This is a genomic window from Bradyrhizobium acaciae, from assembly GCF_020889785.1.
GTDB lineage: Bacteria > Pseudomonadota > Alphaproteobacteria > Rhizobiales > Xanthobacteraceae > Bradyrhizobium > Bradyrhizobium acaciae.
The window spans coordinates 1-8,470 of sequence record NZ_JACMYK010000219.1 but is presented as its reverse complement, the minus strand read 5'-3'; the positions used below and the strand labels follow the sequence as shown (position 1 = coordinate 8,470).

The window sequence follows — 8,470 nt, the reverse complement described above, 5'->3', positions numbered from 1 at the left end:
GGCGCGACGTCGGCACCAACTGGGTCGGCCCCGGCGGCCACGTCATCACCTATCCGGTTCGCCGCGGCGAACTGTTGAATTTCGTCGGCATCTTCGAGGGCGAGAGCTGGTCCGTCGAGTCGTGGACTGAACGCGGCACGCGAGAAGCGTGCAGCGGCGCCTTCGCCGGATGGAATCCGGAGATCCACACCATCATCGATTGCCTCGATATTCCCTATAAATGGGCGCTGCTCGGCCGCGACCCGCTCGATCGCTTCGTCATCGGGCGTGCCTGCGTGCTCGGCGACGCCGCGCATCCGACGCTGCCGTTCCTGGCGCAGGGCGCCAACATGGCGATCGAGGACGGCATGGTGCTGGCGCGCTGCCTTGAAAGCTCTCCGCCCGAAGAGGCGCTGCAGCGCTACCAGGCCGCGCGGCTGACGCGGACCAATACGATCGTGACGAAGTCGGCCGAGAATGCCCGGCGCTTCCACAATCCGGCGCTCGCCGACGCCGAAGACGCCGACGCCTATGTCGCGCGCGAATGGCACCCGGACCGCGTGCGCGAGCGCTATGACTGGTTGTTCACCTACGACGCCTTGCGTGTTCCGCTTTGACCGGACGAGCTTCGCAGGCCAGCCTCACTGAACGGGATGGCGTCCACGGCGCACCGGACGTTCCGGGGGTGGAGGCGGAGGAGCGAAGAAGGGGTTGATGATGCACATCGCCGAGAGACCCGATGCGGTCGCCTGACACTGCGGGATCGAGGTGTAGCTGCAATCGATGTGGTCTCCGGCCATCGGCCCGTTATAGAGATGCAAACAGACCGGATAGTTCGGATCATAGGCCTGTCCGGCGGCAGGTCGGGCCAGCGCGACCGCGAACGCCGCGATCGCGAAAAGTTTCAGGCGCATCGGATTCTCCTTGTTGCTCGGACCCTTTCCTCACAACTGCCGGAGTTAGTCAACCGCACTGGCGACACAACGACCACACGCAAGCCTGAGCGCGCTAGTTGGCGGACCGGCGTTGGCGCTGCTCCCGTTGCTTTGGCGGCCTTTTCGGACCTTTGTAGAACGGATTGACCGAGCACGTCGCGGAGCGACCCGAGGCCGTCGCCTGGCACTGTGGAAGCGACGTGTAGCTGCAATCGATGTATTCCGGCGTCAACCTGCCGCCATAGACTTCCAGGCACACCGGATAATTCGGATCGTACATTTGCGCGGCGGCGGGTCCGGCGAGACAACCGGCGACGGCGGCGACCAACACGAGTTTCAAGCGCATCGCGTTCTCCTCAAGCTTGATCCGAGACGCCCCCGCGCGCGCGGCTATCGCTGCTCGTCGGCCGGCTTGCCGTCGCCTTCGCCGAGACAACGGATCATGAAGGCCGTCGTGTCCCGCGGCAGGACCTGCGCGGCGCGCGCCTTGAGACGGCATTCGAGCTGCGCGATCTGGCGCGCCCGCTGCCGCTCCGATGGCAGCGTCGATTGGCGCAACCGGCGCAGCGTCATCGGCGAGCCGTCCGACTCGAAGCTCAGCTCGTACTTCTTGCCGGTTTGGTCGGTGGCGGCACAGGTGATGCTGGACACCTGCCGCGTGATGAAACTTCCGACCTGACGGCACGAGCCTGTCGACATCTCGACCAGCGGCACCGGCAGGCCGTCGACGCGCGGGCGGTCGCTGGATTTCAACAACATGCGGTCGACCGCGAGCTCGAACAGATTATCCTGGGTGCGCTCGGTGCTCTCGCCGGAGAACGAGACGATATGGCTCTTGTCGGCGGGATCGTCGAGCACCACGGTGAACTCCGACCGGCCGCGCAGGGTGTGGAAGTAGGCCACCGCCTTGCACGTATAGCTGCGGCCGGCGACGGTGACGTTGCGGCAGGTACCCGACATCAACGCGTACAGATCGACGTCATAGACCGGACCGGCGGCACTTGCGAACGCAGGCCAGCAGACGATGGCAGCCGCGGTCAATTGAACGAAACGGGAGATCATGCTGAAACGGCCGAAAACGCGGTCAATCGGGAGGTCCATGGCGCAACGTCGCTGATTTCCACGGACTGTGCAACGATGAAGCAGGCCGAAATGTGGAGGCCCCGCAAACGGGCGGGGAGCGCAGCACAGTCCGTGCTGAAAGGCCGCGGCTGACGTCCTGCGTCAGATTTGCGGGCCGGACAAGGTCACCTCGCGCTCGGCGCGGAAGACGTTGCTGTAGAGATTCGCGATCCACTGACGACCGCTCGCCGTCATGTTCAGGCAATTGATGGCGCCCTGGATGTGCGGCGCGACCATATTCCAGTAGAACTGCGGATAGCGATCGACGATGTCGGCCGGCGATTCATAGCCGAGCTGGCGGTTGATGCCGACCTCTTCGAACTCGTGATAGAGCGCGTTGGCTTTCCTGATGTAGTTGGGATCGCCGAGTTGCCCGATGAAATCGGCCGCACGGACGATCGCCGCCTCATCGTCATATTGCTGGCCTTCGGGCGCCGGAAACCGCGTGCCCTCGATGTTGCGCGCGACGCGCTCGCGATCGAGCGGAAGCACGGCCTCGAGCCTGTCGAGCACATACAGCTTCGAGCGGTCGACATGGTACGGCATCAGGCCGGCATCCGACGAGCCGCGCGGCAGCACCACCTTGTTCCCCGAGGCATCGACAATGTAGCCATCCGGCCCGTCGCCCTTCAGCAGACCCCGCACATAGCCGATGTCATGCGTCAGGCAGGCGATGATCGTATGGGTGTAGTCCTCCGCGGTGACGTGGGTGTGCAGCGCGCGACCGCGGATGATGTCATGCCCGGCCAGCGTGACCAGCATCGTGTGCTCGACATTGTGGTAGAGCGCATCGCTGTTGCCGATGCATTCAAGCGCAATGCGGGCTGCGGCCGGCAGCAGCTCGCCAAAGCGCGCCTGCGAGGCCCCGAAGGTGCGGCTGACGTGCGTGGCGAGAAACTTCTCCAAAGCACCTGCCGCCAACTCAGGTAACGTCATCATCGATGCAGCCCCCGACCGCGCAACGTTCCTCACTCGCCCCGATCTCACGTCGTAGTTGGGGAGCAATTATAGCGTATCTGCGGACGTGCGGCTACGCGCTGGCGAGCGTGTGATTCGCTCAGCCGTACTATCCCGGGCTTGCCGGCTGCGACACCAAAGTCACTGATAGTGGCATGAACCGTGCATGATTCGGTTCAGACCGGGTTAATCCTACGGATAAAGACCATCATGCTCGTTACGCTCGTCGCCATCCTCTGCAATGCTCAGCTCTGCATGGAAAAGGTCGTCACCAACAGCGACCAATCAGGCATCACCATGGGCGCCTGCGCTGTGAATGCCCAAATCGGCATCGCCGACTGGCTCGCCAAGGGCCCGTATCACGATTGGCGCTTGCAGAGCTACAAGTGCATCATGGGCAAATACGTACCCAAGAACGAAGTGTGATGTGTGCTCACAGCCCCGGAAGGGGCTGACGCGCTTCGCGTGCCCAGCTGGAACAGCCTGCGAAACCGCGTGATGCAGGCGCGTGTACCTCGAGTCAAAGTCCATTTTATGGGCTATCACTGTCGCTCACGATGGTGAGACGTGAGGTCGCCCAGGAATGGCTCAAGAATGCCTGCAACGCCGCTGATTGCCTACGCGCATGTCGGCAAGAGTTTTGACGATGGTCGCGTGGTGGCGGTCGACGACGTCTCGCTCGACGTGGCCGAAGGCGAATTCCTGGCCGTTGTCGGTGGCTCGGGCTCGGGCAAGACGACGCTGCTGCGGCTCGCCAACCGCCTGATCGAGGCCGACCGCGGCCGGATCGCCGTCGAGGGCGAAGATGTCAGCCGGATCGACCCGATCCTGCTGCGCCGCCGCATCGGCTATGTCTTCCAGAGTGGCGGGCTGTTTCCGCATCTCACCGTCGCCGGCAATATCGGCATCACGCCGAAGCTGCTGGGCTGGCCGCAGGCGGAGATCTCGGCGCGGGTGGACGAGCTGCTCGACCTCGTGCGGCTCGACCGCGCCCAACATCGCGACCGCCTGCCGCACGAACTCTCCGGCGGCCAGCGCCAACGCGTCGGCGTCGCGCGTGCGCTGGCTGCGAAGCCGCGCATCGTGTTGATGGACGAGCCGTTCGGTGCGCTCGATCCGCTCACCCGTGACGCGCTCGGCGACGATTATCGCACGCTGCACCGCGAGCTCGGCCTGACCACGGTCATGATCACCCACGACATGACCGAGGCGTTGCTGCTGGCCGATCGTGTCGCTGTCATGCACGGCGGCAGGTTGCTGGCGCAGGGCACGCCGGCGGACCTCTCGGCCAGCACCGATGCCTATGTCGGCGAACTCATGCGCACGCCGCGGCGACAGGCGGAACGCCTCGGCGCATTGCTGCCGCGGGACGGCGCGGCATGAGCCCGTCAGCCGATCCACGCTGGAGCGAGGCGTTGTCACATCTGCCGGATTATCTCGGCAGTCATGTGCGGGTCAGCGTGTCAGCGCTGGCGCTCGGACTCCTGATCAGCCTGCCGCTTGCGATCGTCGCCCGCAACCGGCCGGTGCTGCGCACGGCGCTGCTCGGGCTTGCCAGCATCGTGCAGACGGTGCCCGGTCTCGCATTGCTTGCGCTGTTCTATCCATTGTTGCTGGCGCTCGCAGCGTTGACCGCGGCGTGGCTCGGCTTCAGCTTCTCCGCCTTCGGCTTCCTGCCCGCGGTGCTGGCGCTCGCGCTCTATTCGATGCTGCCGGTGCTGCGCAACACCATCACCGGGCTGTCGGGCGTCGATCCCGCGGTCCTGGAGGCCGCGGAAGGCGTCGGCATGACGCCGCGGCAATCGCTCACCATGGTCGAGTTGCCGCTGGCGCTGCCGGTGATGATGGCGGGGATCCGCACCGCCGCCGTCTGGGTGATCGGCACCGCGACGCTGTCGACGCCGATCGGCCAGACCAGCCTCGGCAACTATATCTTCGCAGGGCTGCAGACCCAGAACTGGGTGTTCGTGCTGTTCGGCTGTTTTGCCGCCGCGGTGCTCGCGCTTGTCGTCGACCAGTTGCTGGCGCTGATCGAGAACGGCCTGCGCAATCGCAGCCGCATCCGCACCGCACTCGGCGGGCTCGGCATTGCCGCCCTGATCGCGGCGATGCTGGTGCCCGCGATCGCGCGGCCGCATGCGCGCTATGTGGTCGGCGCCAAGACGTTCACCGAGCAATATGTGCTGTCGGCATTGATCGCGCAGCGGCTGCAAGCGGCCGAACTGTCGGCCACGACCCGGGCAGGCCTCGGCTCCAACGTGATCTTCGACGCACTCGCATCGGGCGATATCGACGTCTATGTCGACTATTCCGGCACGCTGTGGGCCAACCAGTTCCACCACACCGACATCAGGCCCCGCGCCGAGCTGCTCGGCGAGCTGAAGGCGACGCTGGCGAAGCAGAACATCACACTGTTCGGCGAGCTCGGCTTCGAGAATGCCTATGCGCTGGTGATGCCGAGAAAGGGCGCCGATGAGATCGGCATCCATTCCGTCGCCGACCTCGCCTCGCGCGCCGCGACCATGTCGATCGCCGGCGATTATGAATTCTTCTCGCGTCCGGAATGGGCCGGCATCCAGAAGGCCTATGGGCTGACATTCCGCGCCCAGCGCCAGATGCAGCCGGACTTCATGTATGCCGCGGTCGCCTCCGGCGAGGTCGACGTCATCGCGGGCTACACCAGCGACGGGCTGATCGCGAAATACGATCTCGTCACGCTCGCAGACGACAGGCACGCGATCCCGCCCTATGACGCGATCGTGCTGCTGTCGCCGAAGCGGCGCGACGACGAGGCTTTCAAGGCGGCGCTGCGGCCGCTGCTCGGCAGGATCGACATCGCCGAGATGCGAGAGGCGAACCTGCGCGCGTCGGGCAACGATGCATCATCATCGCCCGATGCCGTGGCGCGCTGGCTGTGGGAGAAGGTCGGGGGAAAGTAGTATTTCTACCGTCATTGCGAGCCAACGGGTCGCGCGAACGCGCGCCCGATGACAGGCTCCGCGAAGCAATCCACCTCTTTGCATACGAGGAGAGATGGATTGCTTCGTCGCTGCGCGTCCTTGCAATGACGTCGCCTCAAAGTCCCTTGATGATCCCCGCGTCGATCAACAGCCGATTGAAGCGGCGCGCCTCTGCGCCGTCCTTGCAGGAATAGAACGCACCGTTGCAGCGAAGCATGATGGCTTTCTGCTCCTCGAATGACGGATCGAGCGGATTACCCGCGGCCTCCTGAATCACCAGCGGCAGATAGGCCGCGTCGATCGTGTTCATCACGGTCGGGCTCTTCACCGGATCGAAGTTGACCGCATCGATCGCGTAGTAGGTCGCGTAGTAGCGCTGATCGTAGTCCATCAGCTTCTTGCCGATGCCGGCCTCGTCGAGCTCGGGATCGAGCAGCTGCGGTGAGAATTCCGGCTGGTGATCCCCATAGCGCACGATCAGGAACGGCTGCGCAGGAAACTTCTTCTTCAGCGCCGCGACGAAGCCCGCATAGTCGTTGGCGCTCATGGTCTGCCGGCGCAGATATTCGTCGACCGACGGCGTGTTGCCCGGCCGCTTCCACGACGGCAGCAACTCGGGACGGAACTTCGTCTCCCACGGAAAATGATTGGCGGCGAGATAGACGAAGGTGAACAACGGCGTGCCTGATGCCTTCTGTTCGGCCATCAGCTTCAACGCCTTGTCGTAGAAGAAACTGTCGGGCTCGACGTCCTTCGCATGCAGATCATGCGCGTCGTAGAATTGCTGGATGCCGGTCGTGACCTGGAAGTTGCGCGCGCTCATGAAGGCGCCGAACGCCGGATAGAGCGACAGCGTATCATAGCCGCAGCGGCGCAGTGCCAGCGGCAGGCCGCGCGCGACCCGGCCCGATGCGATCCGGGTGACGAAATAGGCGAACCGGCCGAACGAGCGCGACGACAGTCCCGCAAGCACGTTGTACTCGGTGAACCAGCTCGGCCCGCCATTGCTCTCGGCGAGGAATTTGCGTTCGACACCGTCGTAGGATTTGAACTGGCTGCCATAGCCCGGCGGAACCTTGACGCCGGAAGCAGCGCGGATGTCGAAGCTCGATTCATCATGGATCATGATGATGTTCGGCCGCCGCCCGGCGGGATGGCAGGCGTCGACCGCGGGGATCTTGAGCTGATCGCTCGCGCTCGGATCCGACTCCATGAAGCCATAGGCAACGAAGTCTGATACCGCGGTCACGCCGGAGCGGGCGAATTTCGAGAGATAGCCGTCGTCGTAATAGCCGCGCCAGGCTTCCTCCGGCCAGGCGAACGCATAGCCGGAGAGCGCCGCGGTGCAGGCCAGGCAGACGGCCGCGGCCGGCAGGCGGCGGATCCGGAACGGGTCGAGCCACCACAGCGCGTACATCAAGGGCAGCGTGACGAGGCCGGCGCCGATGATCGACCAGCGCAGGTTCGGAAAGATCGTAAGCAGGAACGCCGCGGTGTCGCGATCGATCACCATCAGGTCGACGAAGTTCGCGGTCATCTGCACCACGTCGTGCTTGAAGCGCGACAGCAGTACCAGCACCACGACCAGCGTCAGCGACAGCGCGCCCGACAATGCCGGCCGGCGCAGCAGTGCGATGAACAGGAAGCTCAGGATCCCCCAGGTGAGCAGGAAGCAGAGCCGTGAGCCGAAGTCGGTTTCGGTCCGCAGCATCAGGATCAGCGCGCCGAGATGCGGTGCGGCGACCGCCATCAACCGCCAGATGCCGATTGCGACGAGACCGCCGGCCAGCGCGGCAACCGAGGAGTTTTGCTGAGGCGCGGGCGCCATGGGCGGGACGCAATACAACCCGGCGCAATTCCACGGCCTTGACTGGCAATGGCCAGGAGGCACACCGCACAGCCGGTGTCTGCGCCGTGTCATAAAATCGTAATTGAATCGTCATGAACGCGCAATGAATTTGCCCGCACCGGGTACGCCCGGTCGGCGCGGCGCGCCTCAGACCTTCGCCGCAGGCCTTGCGACGCCGGCGATGAAGAGGTCGACGATGTCAGCGGCCATCTGCTCGGCCTCCGCCTCAGTGACGCCCCAGCGCGGCAGATGGCCGTCGATGTGCATCCGTGCAAAGCCATAGACCAGCGCACGGCCGGCGATCTGGACCTGCTTGAGCTCGCGTCTCCCCAGTTGACCGGCCGAAAATGCCTCCGCCAGCGTGCGCTCGGTCAGGCCGATCAGCTCGGCATTGTCGCTGGAGACGCCGGCTGAGCGGTCGTGGTCGAAGAAGCGGCGGCTGGAGATGATCTCGAAATGGGGCGGGTTCTTCATCGCCCAGCGCAGATAGGCGATCCCGAGGCAGCGGAAGCGGCCGAGCGGATCGCCTGGCGGCGCATCGGCGAGCGCCGCCTCGATCTCGGCGCGGAAGCGGCGCTGCGCCTCCTCGGCCACCGCATTCATCAGGGCATCCCGGCTCGGGAAATGCCGGAACGGCGCACCCGGCGAAACCCCGGCGCGGCGGGCGG

Annotated in this window: 10 protein-coding genes; 4 read left to right on the top strand and 6 right to left on the bottom strand. The window is 64.9% G+C overall.

The window, feature by feature from the left end:
• Positions 1–596 (top strand): FAD-dependent monooxygenase (locus H8A92_RS38530; protein WP_229200502.1); only part of this gene is annotated, 596 nt, incomplete at its 5' end.
• A 24-nt stretch (positions 597–620) separates the two neighbouring features.
• Here H8A92_RS38530 and H8A92_RS38525 read toward each other — a convergent pair.
• The 4 genes from H8A92_RS38525 to H8A92_RS38510 all read right to left on the bottom strand — a co-directional run bounded on the left by H8A92_RS38525 (position 621) and on the right by H8A92_RS38510 (position 2,975).
• The gene (locus H8A92_RS38525; RefSeq protein ID WP_229200501.1) at positions 621–893 is read right to left on the bottom strand and encodes a DUF3551 domain-containing protein; all 273 of its coding nucleotides are present in this window, start codon (positions 891–893) and stop codon (positions 621–623) included.
• A 94-nt stretch (positions 894–987) separates the two neighbouring features.
• Positions 988–1,260, bottom strand: coding sequence for a DUF3551 domain-containing protein (locus H8A92_RS38520; protein ID WP_229200500.1), 273 nt, complete (start codon positions 1,258–1,260; stop codon positions 988–990).
• 44 nt (positions 1,261–1,304) lie between these two features.
• On the bottom strand, positions 1,305–2,015 hold the full coding sequence (locus H8A92_RS38515) for a hypothetical protein (protein WP_229200499.1): 711 nt from the start codon (positions 2,013–2,015) through the stop codon (positions 1,305–1,307).
• A gap of 123 nt (positions 2,016–2,138) precedes the next feature.
• Positions 2,139–2,975 carry a metal-dependent phosphohydrolase gene (locus H8A92_RS38510; protein ID WP_163155828.1) on the bottom strand — a complete coding sequence of 279 codons (837 nt, stop codon included), beginning with the start codon at positions 2,973–2,975 and terminating at the stop codon, positions 2,139–2,141.
• 228 nt (positions 2,976–3,203) lie between these two features.
• Here H8A92_RS38510 and H8A92_RS38505 point away from each other — a divergent pair, with 228 nt between their 5' ends.
• From H8A92_RS38505 to H8A92_RS38495, 3 genes are all read left to right on the top strand, one after another.
• Positions 3,204–3,419, top strand: coding sequence for a hypothetical protein (locus H8A92_RS38505; protein ID WP_021077148.1), 216 nt, complete (start codon positions 3,204–3,206; stop codon positions 3,417–3,419).
• A gap of 168 nt (positions 3,420–3,587) precedes the next feature.
• Complete coding sequence (locus tag H8A92_RS38500; protein WP_229200498.1) at positions 3,588–4,376, top strand: ATP-binding cassette domain-containing protein; 789 nt, start codon at positions 3,588–3,590, stop codon at positions 4,374–4,376.
• Positions 4,373–5,932, top strand: a complete 1,560-nt coding sequence (locus H8A92_RS38495; RefSeq protein ID WP_229200497.1) for an ABC transporter permease/substrate-binding protein — start codon at positions 4,373–4,375, stop codon at positions 5,930–5,932. The genes H8A92_RS38500 and H8A92_RS38495 overlap by 4 nt, the downstream gene beginning before the upstream one ends.
• Positions 5,933–6,068: 136 nt before the next feature.
• On the opposite strand, the gene H8A92_RS38490 is transcribed toward H8A92_RS38495, so the two are convergent.
• A complete protein-coding gene (locus H8A92_RS38490) occupies positions 6,069–7,781 on the bottom strand; it encodes a sulfatase-like hydrolase/transferase (protein ID WP_229200496.1) in 1,713 nt (570 codons plus the stop codon).
• A 168-nt stretch (positions 7,782–7,949) separates the two neighbouring features.
• Positions 7,950–8,470 (bottom strand): TetR/AcrR family transcriptional regulator (locus H8A92_RS38485; protein ID WP_229200495.1); only part of this gene is annotated, 521 nt, incomplete at its 5' end.

Excerpts from the sequence above, each read along its gene's own strand:
- H8A92_RS38525 (WP_229200501.1), bottom strand. The coding sequence starts at position 893 with ATGCGCCTGAAACTTTTCGCGATCGCGGCGTTCGCGGTCGCGCTGGCC.
- H8A92_RS38520 (WP_229200500.1), bottom strand. The coding sequence starts at position 1,260 with ATGCGCTTGAAACTCGTGTTGGTCGCCGCCGTCGCCGGTTGTCTCGCC.
- H8A92_RS38515 (WP_229200499.1), bottom strand. The coding sequence starts at position 2,015 with ATGGACCTCCCGATTGACCGCGTTTTCGGCCGTTTCAGCATGATCTCC.
- H8A92_RS38510 (WP_163155828.1), bottom strand. The coding sequence starts at position 2,975 with ATGATGACGTTACCTGAGTTGGCGGCAGGTGCTTTGGAGAAGTTTCTC.
- H8A92_RS38505 (WP_021077148.1), top strand. The coding sequence starts at position 3,204 with ATGCTCGTTACGCTCGTCGCCATCCTCTGCAATGCTCAGCTCTGCATG.
- H8A92_RS38500 (WP_229200498.1), top strand. The coding sequence starts at position 3,588 with ATGCCTGCAACGCCGCTGATTGCCTACGCGCATGTCGGCAAGAGTTTT.
- H8A92_RS38495 (WP_229200497.1), top strand. The coding sequence starts at position 4,373 with ATGAGCCCGTCAGCCGATCCACGCTGGAGCGAGGCGTTGTCACATCTG.
- H8A92_RS38490 (WP_229200496.1), bottom strand. The coding sequence starts at position 7,781 with ATGGCGCCCGCGCCTCAGCAAAACTCCTCGGTTGCCGCGCTGGCCGGC.